The following is a 15,256-nucleotide window of genomic DNA, read 5'->3' as shown; positions in this document are numbered from 1 at the left end:
CCTGATCATCGCCACCCCTCCCCACGGTGGCGGTCCGCGCCCACCCGGGGTTCTATCGTGGCGGCCTCGATTATGCGCCCTGGAGACCCAATAACAAACCGTTCAGGCGATGCACGAAATCCGCCCCGTCCTCCAGCGTCCCACCCTCGGCCAGGATCGCCTGATCGAATAGCAGCATGGTCCAGTCGGCGAAGCGTTGCTCCGAGGACTCGCTGCGTAGGCGCACGACCAACGGGTGGCCGGGATTGATCTCAAGCACCGGGCGGCTGGCGGGGGTGTTTTGTCCCGCGGCCTTCAAAAGCCGCTCGAGGTGGATACCAAGGTCGTGCTCGCCAGCCACCAGGCAGGCCGGGGATTCCGTGAGCCGGTGACTCACGCGCACCTCCTTGACCTTGTCGCCGAGGACCTTGGCCATACGCTCGCTCAACGCCTTCCATTCCGGTTCCTCGGTCTCCGCCACCTTGGGGCCATCCTCGTCTCGGCCGACCCCCTTCAGGTCGAGATCGCCCTTGGCCACCGATCGCAGGGCGTGGCCTTCGAACTCCGAAAGATGGGTCACCAGCCACTCATCGATGCGGTCGGTCAACAACAGCACCTCGATTCCCTTGCGGCGGAAGATCTCGAGGTGCGGGCTATGGCGGGCCGCGGCCGCGCTTTCCGCGGTCACATAATAGATCTTGTCCTGACCCTCGACCATGCGCGCCACATAATCGGCGAGCGATACCCCATCGCCGGACTCGGCGGTGGTCTGAAAGCGCAAAAGCTTGGCGATGCGCTCGCGATTGCCCGCATCCTCCACCACGCCTTCCTTCAGCACTACCCCGAACTCCGCCCAGAAGGTCCGGTATTTCTCCGGCTCCTTCTCGGCGAGCTCGGCCAGGAGATCGAGGACCTTGCGCGTCGCGCCGCTCCGTATGGTGTCGATGTCGCGACTCTTTTGCAGGATCTCGCGCGATACGTTCAAGGGCAGGTCGGCGGCATCGATCACACCGCGCACGAAGCGCAGATAGTTGGGCAGCAGCTGCTCGGCGTCGTCCATGATAAAGACCCGCCGCACATAGAGCTTCACGCCATAGCGGCGGTCGCGGTCGAAGAGGTCGAAGGGCGCCCGGCGCGGCACGAAAAGCAAGGCCGTGTACTCCTGCTTGCCCTCCACGCGGCTGTGAATGTGGGCGAGAGGCGCCTCGAAGTCATGCGCCACGTGCTTGTAGAATTCGTCGTATTCGAGCTCGGTGATGTCCTGGCGCGGTCGTGCCCACAGCGCCGCGGCCTTATTGACGGTCTCTGACGCGCCGTCGGCAGCGGGCATGACGATGGGCAGGGTAATATGGTCCGAGTAGCGGCGTATGATTGCCTTCAGGCGGTGATCGTCGAGGAATTCGTCCTCCCCCTCACGCACATGCAGGACCACCGCGGTGCCACGCTCCGGGCGCTCCACTGTCTCCACCGTATAGTCGCCCGTGCCCGCCGATTCCCACCTCACGCCCTGGGCGCTGGCGGTTCCGGCGCGGCGCGTCAACAGCGTCACCCGGTCGGCGACCATGAACGCCGAATAGAAACCCACGCCGAACTGCCCGATGAGGCGCGCGTCCTTGGCCTCGTCGCCGGTCAGCCTCTCGAAGAACCGGCGCGTCCCGGAACTTGCGATCGTACCGATGTTTTCAATGACCTCGTCACGCGTCATGCCAATGCCGTTGTCGGCGATGGTTATGGTGCGCGCGGCCTTGTCGACCTGTACGCGGATCTTGAGGTCGGAATCGCCCTCATAAAGCGATTCATCGCGCAGCGCCTCGAAGCGCAGCTTGTCGACGGCGTCGGAGGCGTTCGAGATCAACTCGCGTAGGAATATGTCTTTGTCGCTGTAGAGCGAATGAATCATGAGGTCGAGGAGCTGGCGCACCTCGGTCTGAAAGCCCAGGGTCTGTTTTTCGGTCGTCGTCATGGCCACTCGTAACCTCTAGGTGCTGTGCCGGAATACCAGCCCGCTCATTGGGGGCATGTCCCGAAAAATTCAACCTCGCGTGATCCCATGGGCCCGCAAATAGGCGGTCGCGGCCTCGACATCGAGCGGCGCGGCGATATAGCGCCCCTGCAGGACATCACACGCGGCCTCTGTCAGGAAGCGATACTGGGCGGCGGTCTCGACGCCGCTTGCCATCACCTTCAGGCTCAGCGCCCTCCCGAGCGCGATGAGGGCGAGCACCACCGCCTCGTCATGTTCGTCGCCGATCCCGGCGACGAACGCCGCCTCGATCTTGAGGGCCTCGACCCGCAGTCGGCGCAGTGAAGCGAGGGTCGGGGACGCGCCCCCGAAATTCTGCACCACCAACCGCACGCCTCGCTCCTGCAGCCGCAGGAGGCGCTCGGCCAGAGGGTCCTCGGCATCGACAAACAGTTTCTCGGCAAGCTCCAAGACGAGATCGTCGGGACGCAGGCCGCATTCCTCCAGAACCGTGTCGATCATCTCCGCCAGGCCCTCGTGCGCGCACTGATCGCCGGATATGTTGACGGCCACGGGAAAGGCCCCCAGGCCCAGATCCCGCCATCGCCGGTTCTGGCGGCAGGCCGATCGCAGCACCCACGTACCGAGCTCGACCATGAGCCCGGCCTCCTCCAGGGCCGCCAGAAACTCCCCGGGGTACTTGACCCCCTCGGTCGGGTGCGTCCATCGCAGCAGCGCCTCCATGGCCACCAATTGCCGGTTCGCGGCCCGCACCTGCGGCTGATAAACGAGCGAGAATTCCTCACGCTCCAAGGCCTGGCGGAGGTCCGCGGCCCGCGCCAGCAGAGAATCCGATGGCCGGCTCATGTCGCCACCGCCGAAGAACCGGTAGGCGTTTTTGCCCGCGGCCTTGGCCTCATACATAGCGGCATCGGCGGCACGCACGAGCGCCCGACTGTCGCCGCTGTCGTCCGGGTAGACGGCGATACCGATACTGACCCCGAGCATGACCTCGCCCAAGGCCACGACCAGCGGTTCGCGAAACGCCGCCATGATCTTGTGGACCACGGGCAGCGCATCCTGACCGGTACGCAGCCCCGGCAGGACCACCGCAAATTCGTCCCCCCCGAGGCGCGCGAGGGTATCGGTGGTACGCACCACGCGTCGCAAGCGGTCCGCTATGAGCACCAGCACCCGGTCGCCGGTGCTATGACCGAGCGTATCGTTCACCCGCTTGAATCCATCCACATCCAGAAACAGCAGCGCGACCGCCCCGCCGCCCGCCCGGACCTCGGCCACGGCCCGCTCGAGACGCTCATGGAACAGGAGGCGATTGGCAAGTTCGGTCAACGGGTCGTGCGTCGCCTGATGGGCCAGACGCTCGGTCAAGACGCGCTTTTCTGCGGCATCCCGCAGCGACAAGACCACGCCCGCTAGACGGCCATCGGGACCATGACGCGGCGCCGCGCCATACTCCACAGCCACACCGTGGCCGTCGCGATGAAACACCAGTGCCTCACCCGACACCAACGCCTGTCCGGCAAGACACTCGGCCACAGGATCGAACGGGGTGCCCCGATATTCATCGAGACAGGGCAGGACATCGTGGAGCACGCGTCCGTGCACCGCCGACTGCGTCCAGCCGGTGAGTCGCTCGGCGGCGCGGTTCAGGTATTCGATGCGGCCGTCGCGATTGGTGGCGAACACCGCCTCGGCGAGCGACTGCACAATCCCCTCGATCTCGATCTTGGCCTCGGACCATCGTCCTTCCACCGCGATCCGTTCGCGAACCAGCCGCGTCTCGCCGCGCACCACGCTCACGTACACGATTCCGATCGCCGCCCATACCGCGCACAGCCAGATCGCGGCCCCATAGGCGGCCTCGCGGCCGCGCGCATATACCGCGCCTAACGGCCTCAGGGCAAAGACCGCAAACGCATAACCGGGAACCCGTTGATAAGCACCCAACCAGCGGTTGCCATGCCCCCCGAGGTCGACGGTCAGGCGGCCGGCCGGCCGTTGACCGCCGATCGGGATGCGCATCGCCGCCGATGGCACCGGCAGCGGCGGGCCGATCGCGACGACCGGACCGGGATCCCAGGAAAGGCCCGCCACGGTCGGGGCGCGGACCATCGCGCCGAGCCCCCCGGACCGCCCTCGGCCAGGCGACCACAATGCCCAGATCAGGAATCGCACGCGCGGTCCCGCGCGCACCGCAAGCCACATCGGTACGCCCTGACCGGTGCGCGGCCGCCCCACGCGGAAGGCGCCAGCCGATTGGGTACGCGCCCAACCGCTCGTACCCCTAGTCCCGGGAACGGCGGACGGCCCGGTCGGTGCACGCCACCATACCGACCCATGGGGACCGAGCACTGCCAACGCTATGATCGCCCGCCGGTGCGCCATAAACCGCTGACCCAGCCGGCCGATGCCGAGATAATCGCCTCCACGGCCAAGCCGTGGCAGACGGGCGATGTCCCGCCCTAGAGACGCCAGCGCCACCTGTTCGTCCCGCAGACGCCAGCGCACGGCCGTCGCCATAAGCCGTGTCGCGCTAAGCAGGGCGCGGGAGGCATTGTGCCGCGCCCCTGTCCAGGAGGTGATGGCGTAGCCGGCCGCCGCCAGGGTCGCGAGCAGGGCGAGCCCGGCAAACGCCGCAATCCGCCAGCGCCGCGATCGCCCGATACCTGCGTTACTCATAAGACAGGGTGTTCATGGGCCGCGCCGCGCGGTCGCGGGCCGCGGGTCCGGCAACGCTTGCGCTTTCGCCGTCCGCGGTCCGGCGGCGCACACCCCGCGCGCAAGCGGCCGGCCCGATGCGCGACCAACGATCACTCACGCCCGGCGACCGCGCCACGAGCGCCCCAAGATGCCCAGACAGGACCGCCCATGCGGCTCCCTACCCCCGATTTTTCTATCTTAGAGTATAGCCGAGTCGGCACCAGGACCCGAACCCCGTGGCCGACCCGGCCTTCGGCCATTGATTCCCATTCCCGACATGCACTACCATTCGCGCGCAATCCATTCGGCTTCTTGGACACGCCTGCACGCCGAGGACCACGATCGACGCGTAGCCGGCGACATCGGGCGCACCTCACGCGCCCGCCGGGACCGCCCCAACCCGGATGGCACCCATCATCCCTCGACGATCAGGCAGGATCTCGGGGGATACACGATTATTGACCAAAACCGCCGCAGGTGCCCTCGATCGAATGGTGCCCGGCCCTGGAGTGGCGCAGCCCATGATGGCCCATCTCGCGATTGCCGACCTTACGCACAGGCCAGAGCTATTTGTCTTTCTGGAGGCCGTGGTATTTGCCGCCTTCTATGTCCGCGCGACCATAGGTTTCGGGTCCGGCCTCATCTCTGTGGCGTTATTGTCCCTGAGCTTCCCGGTCAAGGAGGTGGTCCCGGTGGTGCTGCTGCTCGACCTCTTGGGATCGATACTACTCGGGGCCTATGACTTTCGGGAAATGCACTGGCGGGAGCTCACATGGCTCATCCCCGGCTCGCTCGTGGGTCTTGCGATCGGGGCCCTCGTCCTCGCCCATACCCACGCCCAAAGGCTCACACTGTTCCTTGGGATCTTCATCCTCGCCTATGTCGTTTATGCGATCGTCGCCAAACCGGAACGTATGCCGCGTATCGCGCGCGCCTGGGCCCTCCCGCTCGGGGTCTTCGGGGGTATAGTCGGCAGCCTCTACGGGGGAGGAGGTCCGCCGCTCGTGGCCTATCTGCAGATGCGCCATCTCGACAAACGCGCCTTTCGGGCCACATTTCAGGCCATCGCGCTTACCGATAACATCGTGCGCGGCGGACTCTACATCGGCTTTGGGTTGCTCACATGGCCGCTCACGGTCGTCTTCGCCGCCATGGCGCCGGCCGCCGCCCTCGGACTCTATCTCGGCAACCACCTGCACATGCGCATCAACCAACGCATGTTCCTGCGGGCCACGCTCGCGCTACTTACGGCAGTCGGCGTCAAGTATCTCGTCTGACCCGGCGGTCAGGACCGCTCACGGGACGCCCAAGGCCACGGGGACGCACACCACGCCCCGTGGCGCACGCCTCAACGCATGGGGAACTGGTAGGTCATGCCCACCAACAATTCGTCGGCGTTCTGTTTCGGGCCCCCGGCTACACGGGGATCGATGATCACATCGTATTCCGCACGCACATCCCACCGGCGCATGACGCGATAACTGACGCCCGCCCCTATAATCGGCCGCGTGCTGTTGCGGATGAAGGCATTACGGTCGCTATGAATGCTGGCGAGACCCAGGCGCGCCAGGAAGTGCAGGCCACGAAAACGAGGAAGCGGGGCGCGGTACAAGGCGCTGGCGGTGAACAGTCCGATATTGGCGGGGTTCGCGCTCAGAAACTGATAGCCAAGCTCCAGGCCGACCGGAAAAGACCGTGTCGAAAGGCCGCCATAAACGCCGATCGGGGAGGTACCGGCGAGCGCGCCACCGGTCACACCCACATCACCACCCACCCAGACGCGCGCGAAGCTCGCAGCCGGACAGGCGCACAGGGCCACGAGAGCTGCCATCACGAAACGGTTTCTCATATCATCATCTCCTTTGATAGTATTTCGATATTCTTATTGAGCGCGCCCGCTTGGCCCGCCGGACGCGCTAGTCTAATCGGTCTCCCGGTTGCCGGAAAGCGCCTCCGTGGGCCTCCCGATGGAACTTATCGGCCCCAACCTTCACAAATGGTAACAACCCACCATCAAGGCGGTGCCTACCATAACATGGACATGGATATCGAGAGCCTCACACACGCGGCCGCTTGCCCATTTCCCGACAAAACTGCCGGCATGGCCGACGGATCGTGAGGGGGATTATGCAACTGTCGCGAATTCGCCGACGAGTGGCCGTGGCGCTGCGCCTCGCCGGGCTGCATGGGCGTTCGCGGCACATGAAACACAAGCTGCGCCTACTCGGCCGCCGACAGCTCGCCTTGACCCAGGAGATCGCGTGGCTGGAGGCGCGCCGCCGACATTCCATGCCGCCGGCGACCGGTCACCCCACGCCCGACGAGCGCACGGGCCCCATCTGGATCCATGCCCCATGGCGCGCCGGGTCGACCTATGTCTGGAACAAGTTCCGGTCGTGCCCTCAATACCTCGCCTTCTATGAACCGTTTCACGAGTCGCTTGAGACGCTGACGCCCACGGCCGTGGCCGGTGCCACGGCCAGATCTTGGCCATCTGGCCATCCCCCGCTCGACGCCCCCTATTATCGTGAGTTCGAACCGTTGCTGATCCCCGGCGGCGGCGTACGCGGCTTCGAGCACGCCCTGCCCTACACCTATTATTTTGTGAACGATGAACCCTTGGCCTGCCAGCGGGCCTATCTGAACGACCTCGTCGCGCATGCGCAGTCCCTCGGGCGCCGTGCGGTGTTCGGTTTTTGTCGGTCGACGGGGCGTGCGGCGTGGTTTAAGCGACACATGCCCGGTGTCCATATCGCCCTGACCCGTGATGGCCTGGGTCTATGGCGCTCGGCATTCGGCCGTAGCCAGACCCACGGCGACCTCTATTTCGTGACGCGCCCCCTCATCATCCTGCTACTCAGTCGGCGCGACCCCTGGATCGCTGATTACCTCGCGGCCCTCGATCTCGACCCCGTCCCGCGGCTCAGCGATGCCGGGCGGGCGCAGCGCGAGGCCGAACGCCTGGCGATCCGCGACCCGGACCTTACGATGCGCGCGTTCGCCGCGGTGTTCGCGCTCGGCACCGCCCTGTCACAGCGCCACGCCGACGTCGTGATGCCGATCGAGGCCTTGTCGACCGAGGCCGGGCGGCGCAGCCTGGACGCGTCACTGGCCGGACGCTTCGATGTGGCGCTTGATTGGAGCGATTGCGCCATCCCGGTATGTACCGCACGCGCCGGCGATGAGCCCTTCCTCGAGTACTGGCACGAGGCCCTGCGCCGCGCCGAGGCCTGTGTCCCCGATCCGCATGCGTCCGCGCCCGAACACGCAGGCCGCGTGCCCGCGCACCCCTCCGCCGACCGCATCTATGGCCCCGCGGGAGCGCGCCGGCTGGTCTCGCTCAAGCGCACATCGGAAGGCAGCTGGCCGCTGTCCGAGGAGGTCTGATGGCGGGCGCGCTGACCCCGCCGGGGGTGATGGCACGCCACGACCGCGCGCCGTCCGATGCCATAGCCGCATCGCACCTGCGACGGGTGCTTATCATCATGCCGCAACTGCTCGGCGATGCCGTGCTGTCATCGGTGCTCATCAGCGCACTCCAAGACATGATCCCAGACAGCCGGATCGATATCCTGGTGCACCGACCGCTGGCCGAACTCTTTATGCATAACCCGGCGATCGCCGCCGTCCATACCGTCGAGCGGGATTGGCGTAAAAAGGGCCTGTGGCGTACCGCCGGACCGCGCTGGGCCTTGATCCGCGCCCTGCATGCCCGCCACTATGACCTGCTCATACAATCGCCCCATACCACCGACGGCTCGTGGGGACCGGCGCTCAAAGCGCTCCTAGGCATCCCCTACGCGGTCGGCGCGTCGCCCGCCACGCACGGCTCCCCCCTCAAGCGGTTCATGTGGCGACGGCTGTTCACCCATACCCTGCCCTCGCCCCCCGATCCGAACCACCGGCATGTCGCCGAATGGCATCTCGATCTCTTGCGCCGCCTAGGCCTGAACCCGAGCCCCGCAGCGCGGCGCGCGACGATCGAACCCGGACCGGCGGCGCGCGCGCGCATCGACGCACTGCTCGCCTCGCGCCATATCCCGCAGCGGGGCTTCGTGCTGTTTGCGCCACTTGCCGGACAACGAGGCCGAACCCTGCCGGCGTCCCTGTGCCGGGACTTCCTCGACCACTGCGAGGACCGGGGCCTTACCGTGGTCATCGTCAGTGGTCACGAGGCCTGGCAGCAGACCTTTGCCCACGCGCTCGCCCAAGGTCGCGGTGATCGCATGGTCGATCTCGCCGGGACCCTTACGCTCGCCGAGCTTGCCGCCCTGGCATCGGCCGCGCGCGTCTTCGTCGGCGCGGATTCCGGCCCCATGCATATTGCCGCGGCCATGGGCCTGCCGGTGATCGCATGCTTCGGGCCGGGCGACCATCATCGTTTCCACCCCTGGCAGACACGCCAGTCGCTCATTCTCGCGCACCGCTCCTGCCAACCCTGCGAACTCGATGGCTGCGGCAACAGCGGCCATGCCGACTGCCTCCATGACATCCAATCCCGCACGTTATTGGATGCGTTTCAAGCCTTCGAGGCCTCGTCCGAACCGATAGCCTCGGCGCGCACCTATTAGGACAAGTGGCCACCACGGGCCGCTGTCCCACCGGCATTCCGGAATTACCGGCAAGGCATAGACAAACATCAAGCCCTGCCGTAGACTGATTCTATGGGCGTGTCCTGAAGAACGTTCGTCCGCCGATAACGATAAGGGGTGACCACAGCGCGGACGATGGACACAACCGGGGCGTAGTAGAGAGCGGGCCGGGGTTGGCCCGTGCGCCTTCGTGACAACCATCAGGGAAACACACGGAAATCATGCCCGGCTCATGAGCCGGCGGCGGGGGTGTGGGCGTTTGCGTCCCGCTCCTGGCGCTGGCGCACGTACGGGCTCCGAACTGTGCTCGCGGCTGCACGCCGCGGCAACGATCGCATTTTCGCGGTGGCGATGACCTGATGGCGTTACGTGACTGGAAACCTCTCCTGGCCATATTGGTGATAGCGCTCGCCTGGGCGTCGACGTCAAAGGCCCATCTCGTCTCCATCGCGCTCTACTATGGTGCCCATCCCCCACGCCATTCGCTCCAGGCCTTTCACTGGGTCGTAGTCCAGCCGGACGCGCACTTCTCGCCGCGCCGCTTCGATAAAATGGGTCGATCCGCATTTGCCTATACCAGCGTGGGCGAAGCCTCCCCGGGCGAGTACACCAAGATCCCGCCGGGCTGCGTTCTCGGCAAGGACCGGGCGTGGGGTACGGCAATCCTGAACCAGGCGCGCCGGACCTGCCGGCAGGATTTCCTCCGTCATGTCCTGACGCCCCTCTGGAAACAGGGGTATCGGGGCTTTTTTCTCGATGACCTCGATGCCTATCGCCAAGCGGTCACCACGGCCGGCGCCCGGGCCCGCCAGCGCCAGGGATTGATCCGCCTGATCCGCGCCATCAAGGCCTCCCATCCCACGGCGCGGCTTCTCCTAAACCGCGGCTTTCGCCTGTTGCCCGCCATCCACACACTGGTCACGGCGGTCGCCGCCGAATCCTTGTTCGACGGCTGGGACCAAAAGACCAGGCGCTACCGGCCGGTCCCAAAAGCCACCCATCGACGCTTGCTACGCAAACTTCTCGCGGCCCGCCGGCTCGGGCTCCCGGTCATCGCCATCGACTACCTGCCGGCGCGCCAACGGCGCCAGGCGATCGCCGACGCCCGGCGTATCGCCGCCCTGGGAATCAGTCCGTATGTCACCAACGGCCGGCTGTCGATACTCGGCGTCGGCACGATCCATGTCATGCCGCGCAAGATCCTCATGCTCTACAGCGGTCCCCAGGATGCCCAGCACACCTCTCTCAACTGGTACGCGGCCATGCCCCTCAACTATCTGGGCTATAGCACGCGCATCGAAAATGTCGCTTTCGGTCTGCCGCATGGCACCCTGGCGGGGCACTACGCCGGTATCGTCACCTGGTTCGCGAACGATCATATACCGCAAGCGGCGGCGGTCTATCGCTTTCTGCGCCGGCAGATGCGCGATGGGGTGCCAGTGGCCATCCTCGGGAGCTTTGGATTCGCGGCCGACGCCGGACATCTGCATCCGCTCGGCCTTTCAGTGGGCCACATCCCGCGCGGTCTCATACGCAACCGCGTGACATTCAGCGATCCGCGATACATCGGCTTCGAAACCCGTCCCGTGGCCGCCGCCCCCAACAATTTCCTGCCGCTTGCACTGCGTCGCGGCCAGCGGCTTCTCACGCTGCAAGACGCGCGCGGGCAGGGCGAGGACGCCGCCGGCCTCACCCCCTGGGGCGGCTACGCGTTGTCGCCCGACGTCGTGAGCTACCTCGGCGCGCTGCCTGGCCGCAAGGGCCGCGCCCCCGCCGCCTGGATCCTCAACCCGTTCCGGTTCCTGCGCCGCGCCTTACGATTGCCGGCGATGCCGGTCCCCGACACCACCACCGAGAGCGGGCGGCGCCTGCTTATGGCCCAGATCGACGGTGACGGCTTTGCCAACAAGAGCTGGATCTACCGCTATCGCGACCGCTACGCGGGCGAGGTCATCCTAAAGCAGATCCTAGACAAGTACCGGCTGCCGACGTCGGCGTCCTTCATCGTCTCCTACTTCACGCCGCACGGCCTGTTCCCCAAGGCCGCCGCGCACCTTACCGCCATAGCGCGCCGCATCGCCGCCCTCCCCTGGGTGGAGGTCGCCTCACACACCTTCTCCCACCCCTTCAACTGGCCAGCGCTCGAACACGACCCCGCGCTCATGGGCCATAAGGGCGACATGCGCTACGGCTATGCGCTCACGGTCCCAGGTTATACGCGCTTTAGCGCCCACAAGGAGGTCGGCTGGGCCATCCGCTGGATAAATCGCCATATCGCGCCACCCGGCAAGCGCGTATCGCTCCTCCAGTGGTCCGGGGATTGCGATCCCGATGCCCGCGTGCTGGCCCTCAGTTATCGCGCCCATGTCCTCAATCTGAACGGTGGCGGCGCCACCGAGACCGACGCCGAACCATTCGTCACGAAGGTGCGGGGGCTTGGGATATTCAAGGGTCTATACTTCCAGGTGTATGCGCCCATGCAAGACGAGAATGTCTACACGCACAGCTGGACGAGCCCCTATTATTATGGCTATGTGCGCGCCATCCAGACCTTCAAGCTCACCGATAGCCCAAGGCGCCTGAAACCCCTGGACATCTATTACCATTTCTATTCGGGGGCGCGCGTGGCGGGTCTGCGCGCGTTGCGCACCGTGATCACCTGGGCCCTGCGGCAACGCACCGATGCCATCTTCCCCTCGCAGTTTGCCCACATCGCCGTGGACTTCGGGCATGCGGTCATCGCCCGCGGCGCGCACAGCTGGTATGTCAGTGATTTCGGCGCGGATCGCGAATGGCGCATCCCGGTGCGCCTTGGGTACCCGCGCCTGCGCGGCACCAAGGGCCTTGCCGGTTTCGATCGCCATGGCGCCGTGCGCTACATCCACGTCGCCCCGCCATCCGCGGGCGCGCCGGTCAGGATCCGGCTCACGCCTACCCGGCCGCGCGTACCTTATATACACGACGCCAACGCCACGATCACCACCGCCTTCTATGACGGTACGGATCTGTCTTTTGCCCTCGATGGCCACATGGGGCTGCGATTCCGGCTCGCCAACGCCGGCGGCTGCCGGGTCCTGGATGGCCACCGGCCGATCCACGGGCGCATCACCGGACCCCTGATCACCTACCACCTGGAGGCCCACCATGGTCGCTTCACGGTTCGCTGCCCCTGACATCGCGCGCGAGCGCCTGGCGCCGCCCGCGCTCGTCGCGGGCCTGGCGCTCGGCATCGTGTTGACGCTCGTGCTGCTTTTTAATCCGGCGTCGTTTTTGCAGCGCATCCAGCATTCGCACGCGCCCGCGGTCGACCTTTATTTCGTGAAAGCGGCCGCACGCCACACTCACAGCAATGCCGTCATGCTGCTGCTCGCACGCCGGGAAATCGACGCCGGGCATGATCTCGCGGCACTGCGGGTGCTGGCGCCGCTCATGCCGCACGCCGCCAGCCGTGCCTATCGACAGCGCCTGCGCTGGCTCACCTATCGCGACCTGCTGGCAATGAACTACCGCTACCCCAAGGGCAGCGCGCAGCGCGCGCGCAACGAACATGCCCTGCGCCTGCTCATCGGCCCATTGCGTCACGGCGCCGGACGGCAGGCGCTGCGCGCGCTGGCCCAGGAGGCCGTTGCCATTCATGACGAGGGCACGGCGATCGCCATCTATCGCGGCCTCGCCCGCCACGACCGTGTGCACCGCGCGGCGCTCTATGCCCTGGCGGCCAGTGCCGCCGACGACCTCGGTCACCCCCGCGAGGCGGCGCGCCTCGATTTCGCGGCCCAACGCTATGCCGCCACACGGTCCGCCGAGGCCCGCTATTTTCTGGCGGCCCTGCAGGTCTTGCAGAGCCACAATGACGTAGTCCTGGCGGTCGCCGAGGGCGGCCATCATTTGGCGCACCTCGCCCGCGACCCGGCGATCCTGCGGCGCATGATCGCGCTTTCACGCGCCGCCAACCTGCCGCACGTGGCGGCGCGCTACGCCCGGCGCCTGCTGGGCATGACATGATTCCGCGATACGCACACCGGCTGCTCGTGCTCGGCACGGCCCTGGCCGCGGCTATCGCGCCATGGCCCGCCGCCTACGCCGCAAGCGTGGGCGGGCAGCCGCACGAGCCATACGACCGGCGCGACTACCTGCTCTCCTATAAGGTGTTCCTGAATGCAGGCCAAGTGCATGCCGCCTACCGCGTGGCCCGGGCGGCGGTCGCAAGCCGGCCGCATACGCGTGCGTGGCGGCGGCGGCTGGCGCGGACGGCATTATGGACCGGGCACGATCGCACCGCCTTGCGCGCCATGGTCTATCTCGCGCGCCACGGCGAGATTGCCTACCTAAAGCCCGCCTGGACGCTGGCGAGCGGGCTGTCAGCGTTCACACGCCTGACCGAGCTGCTTAGCCTGCGCCTTGCACGCCACCCGGGCGCGCCGGCGCTGGTCTTGGAGATGAGCCGCCTCTATCAGATCCAGGGACATCCGCAGCGCGCCATCGCGTGGCTCGAGCAGGCGATGCGCAAGGACCCTCACCGGCGCTACCTGTGGTCCATCATAACGCTCGACAACAGCCTGGGTGCGCAGGCCCACGAACTCGCCGCGTTGCGCGCCTATACACGCCGCTATGGGGCGATATCGCGCGTGCTCTTGACCGAGGCGTCGCTCTTCTACGACCGTGGACAGGTCGGCCGCGCCTACCGCCTGCTCGCCGCCCATGCCGCCACGGTGTCGCCCCGCCACTTCGCCTACTATCATACGCTCGGAGAGCTTGCGTGGATGCGTCAGGACTTCCCCGCCGCGCGTAAAGCTGCGCAGGCCCTCTATGCGCGCGGCACCGCCACCCAGGGGGACCTCGCCCATCTCGTGCTGCTGAAGGAGCGCCGCCACCCGCGCGATGCCTACCGGCTGGCGCTCACGGGCTTCCGGCTCTATCACACCCCAGTGTTCTTCTTTGCCATGTTGGGCATCGCCGAACGGCGGCACTCGCGCGCCTTGCTGACCGAGGCCTTCGCGCAGATCCGCGCCGACGATACGGCGCAGCTTGTCGGCAACCCCTATTATTGGACTGGACTGGCCCGTTACTGGGCCGTGCAGGGGCGCGACCTGCGGGCCGAACACGTATACCGTGAGGCCCTGCGGCGCTTTCCGCAGAACACCGCCATCCTCGGCTCCTATCTGTGGTTTTTCGTAGCCACGGGGCGCGCGCCGCATCTGGCCGCCACCCTGCTCACATGGGCGCGAATCATTGATCGCAACCGCTCCCTGTGGCTCCCTTATGCGCTCAGCTTTCTGACCCTGAACGAGCCGCGTCTTGCGCTCCCCTATCTGCGCGCCCTGGTGCGCCGCCACCCCGACGATCCACGGTTTTTGTTGCCGCTGGCCGACAGTCTCGCCAAGGACGGCCGCGCCGGCGAGGCCATTGCCGTCCGCCGCCGCGCGTTTGCCATTCTCCTGACCCCTGACAGCCCCCCGATGCGCCATAAGGCGCGCCAACGTGCGGCGCTCGCCGTCGATCTCGCTACCGCCCCGACGGTCATGGCACTGCTCGCCGCCGAAGGTCGCGGCCGTCATGCGCCTGTGCGTCGCGATGTCCTGCTCGGTTACGCACTTGCGCGCGCGGCCTATGCACCGGCCGACTACGCGGCCGCGCGCGGCCGTCATGCGCCCCCGTGGGCGGCGCTCGCCGTGGCGCTCGCCGGACACGACGGCATGCGTATACGCGATCTCCTCGCCCATCACGATCTCACCCTGCCGCGCGTAAGCCGGGTCGATGCCGCGGCCGCTGTCGGCGAGCCGGCGCAGGCGATCTCGGCGGCCTTCGCAAGCCTCGGCGAGAGCCGCTCCGATATCGCGCTCGCGCGCCGGTACCGGGATCTCGCGCTGCACCAATCGGATCGCCTGGGCGCCCAGATCCAGTATCTGCGCAGCGCCGGTTTCAGTGCTTTCTATTACACACATCTTTCTGTCAACAAAGCATGAGGCATCGATGAATATCGATAGGTAATCGAATGGCC

At 66.6% G+C, this 15,256-nt stretch carries 9 protein-coding genes; 6 read left to right on the top strand and 3 right to left on the bottom strand.

What is annotated here, in order from left to right; translation table 11 throughout:
• Nucleotides 1–70: 70 nt before the first annotated feature.
• Together htpG and C4900_RS07995 are read right to left on the bottom strand one after the other, a co-directional pair.
• Nucleotides 71–1,942: a molecular chaperone HtpG gene (htpG, locus tag C4900_RS08000; RefSeq protein WP_065970942.1), complete on the bottom strand. Its 1,872-nt coding sequence runs from the start codon at nt 1,940–1,942 to the stop codon at nt 71–73.
• A gap of 69 nt (nt 1,943–2,011) precedes the next feature.
• Nucleotides 2,012–4,642 carry a putative bifunctional diguanylate cyclase/phosphodiesterase gene (locus tag C4900_RS07995; protein WP_114282921.1) on the bottom strand — a complete coding sequence of 877 codons (2,631 nt, stop codon included), beginning with the start codon at nt 4,640–4,642 and terminating at the stop codon, nt 2,012–2,014.
• 542 nt (nt 4,643–5,184) lie between these two features.
• On the opposite strand from C4900_RS07995, the gene C4900_RS07990 reads away from it, so the two are divergent.
• On the top strand, nt 5,185–5,940 hold the full coding sequence (locus tag C4900_RS07990) for a sulfite exporter TauE/SafE family protein (protein ID WP_114282920.1): 756 nt from the start codon (nt 5,185–5,187) through the stop codon (nt 5,938–5,940).
• 71 nt (nt 5,941–6,011) lie between these two features.
• Here the strand turns inward: C4900_RS07990 and C4900_RS07985 are convergent, their stop codons facing one another.
• Nucleotides 6,012–6,512, bottom strand: a complete 501-nt coding sequence (locus tag C4900_RS07985; protein ID WP_083995947.1) for an outer membrane beta-barrel protein — start codon at nt 6,510–6,512, stop codon at nt 6,012–6,014.
• 278 nt (nt 6,513–6,790) lie between these two features.
• Here C4900_RS07985 and C4900_RS07980 point away from each other — a divergent pair, with 278 nt between their 5' ends.
• From C4900_RS07980 to C4900_RS07960, 5 genes are all read left to right on the top strand, one after another.
• Nucleotides 6,791–8,050 carry a hypothetical protein gene (locus C4900_RS07980; RefSeq protein WP_141689311.1) on the top strand — a complete coding sequence of 420 codons (1,260 nt, stop codon included), beginning with the start codon at nt 6,791–6,793 and terminating at the stop codon, nt 8,048–8,050.
• Nucleotides 8,050–9,234 (top strand): glycosyltransferase family 9 protein, encoded by a 1,185-nt coding sequence (locus tag C4900_RS07975; RefSeq protein WP_065971154.1) that lies wholly within the window; start codon nt 8,050–8,052, stop codon nt 9,232–9,234. Before C4900_RS07980 ends, C4900_RS07975 begins: the two co-directional genes overlap by 1 nt.
• Before the next feature lie 380 nt (nt 9,235–9,614).
• Nucleotides 9,615–12,428: a bifunctional glycoside hydrolase 114/ polysaccharide deacetylase family protein gene (locus C4900_RS07970; RefSeq protein WP_114282919.1), complete on the top strand. Its 2,814-nt coding sequence runs from the start codon at nt 9,615–9,617 to the stop codon at nt 12,426–12,428.
• Entirely contained in the window at nt 12,400–13,260 is an 861-nt protein-coding gene (locus tag C4900_RS07965) for a hypothetical protein (protein ID WP_065971158.1), read from the top strand. The genes C4900_RS07970 and C4900_RS07965 overlap by 29 nt, the downstream gene beginning before the upstream one ends.
• On the top strand, nt 13,257–15,221 hold the full coding sequence (locus tag C4900_RS07960) for a tetratricopeptide repeat protein (RefSeq protein ID WP_114282918.1): 1,965 nt from the start codon (nt 13,257–13,259) through the stop codon (nt 15,219–15,221). Before C4900_RS07965 ends, C4900_RS07960 begins: the two co-directional genes overlap by 4 nt.
• Nucleotides 15,222–15,256 lie beyond the last annotated feature (35 nt).

It is taken from the genome of Acidiferrobacter thiooxydans, from assembly GCF_003333315.1.
Classification (GTDB): Bacteria; Pseudomonadota; Gammaproteobacteria; order Acidiferrobacterales; family Acidiferrobacteraceae; genus Acidiferrobacter; species Acidiferrobacter thiooxydans.
The sequence above is the reverse complement of the archived record's forward strand: the minus strand, read 5'-3'. Positions and strand labels throughout refer to the sequence as shown.